The organism is Streptococcus pluranimalium, assembly GCF_047785745.1.
Classification (GTDB): domain Bacteria; phylum Bacillota; class Bacilli; order Lactobacillales; family Streptococcaceae; genus Streptococcus; species Streptococcus pluranimalium_B.
The window spans coordinates 1-553 of the sequence record NZ_JBLOJT010000237.1; the positions used below are offsets into that span (position 1 = coordinate 1).

At 35.4% G+C, this 553-nt stretch carries 1 protein-coding gene; it reads left to right on the forward strand.

Features of this window, described 5'->3' with window-relative positions; genetic code table 11:
* The coding region (locus ACMZ6U_RS10690; protein WP_416108381.1) for an ISAs1 family transposase at nucleotides 1–510 on the forward strand (510 nt) is incomplete at its 5' end.
* Nucleotides 511–553 lie beyond the last annotated feature (43 nt).

Consider the following 553-nt stretch of genomic DNA (forward strand, 5'->3'; position numbering starts at 1 on the left):
TATTTTAGTGATGTCAACTTATTGGAAGAACTACAAGAAAAGGGACAGTATTATCAGACTGTTGAAAAAGCTAGGGGGCAGATTGAGGTTAGAGAATACTGGGTATCTTCAGATATCAAGTGGTTGTGTCAAAATCACCCTAAATGGCATAAATTACGTGGTATTGGGATGACTCGTAACACAATTGATAAGGATGGCCAGCTGAGTCAAGAGAATCGTTATTTTATTTTTAGCTTTAAGCCAGATGTCCTCACATTTGCCAATAGTGTACGAGGTCATTGGACTGTAGAAAGTATGCACTGGTTATTGGATGTTGTTTATCGTGAAGATCATCATCAGACATTGGATAAAAGAGCGGCTTTTAATCTAAATCTTATCCGAAAAATGTGCTTATATTTTCTAAAGGTGATGATATTTCCTAAAAAAGATCTCAGTTATCGTCGCAAACAACGGTATATTTCTGTCCATTTGGAAGATTATTTAGTCCAATTATTTGGAGAAAGAGGCTAAGCAGATGATTGATTTAAAAAGCTACCTTTTCAAAATTGATGTC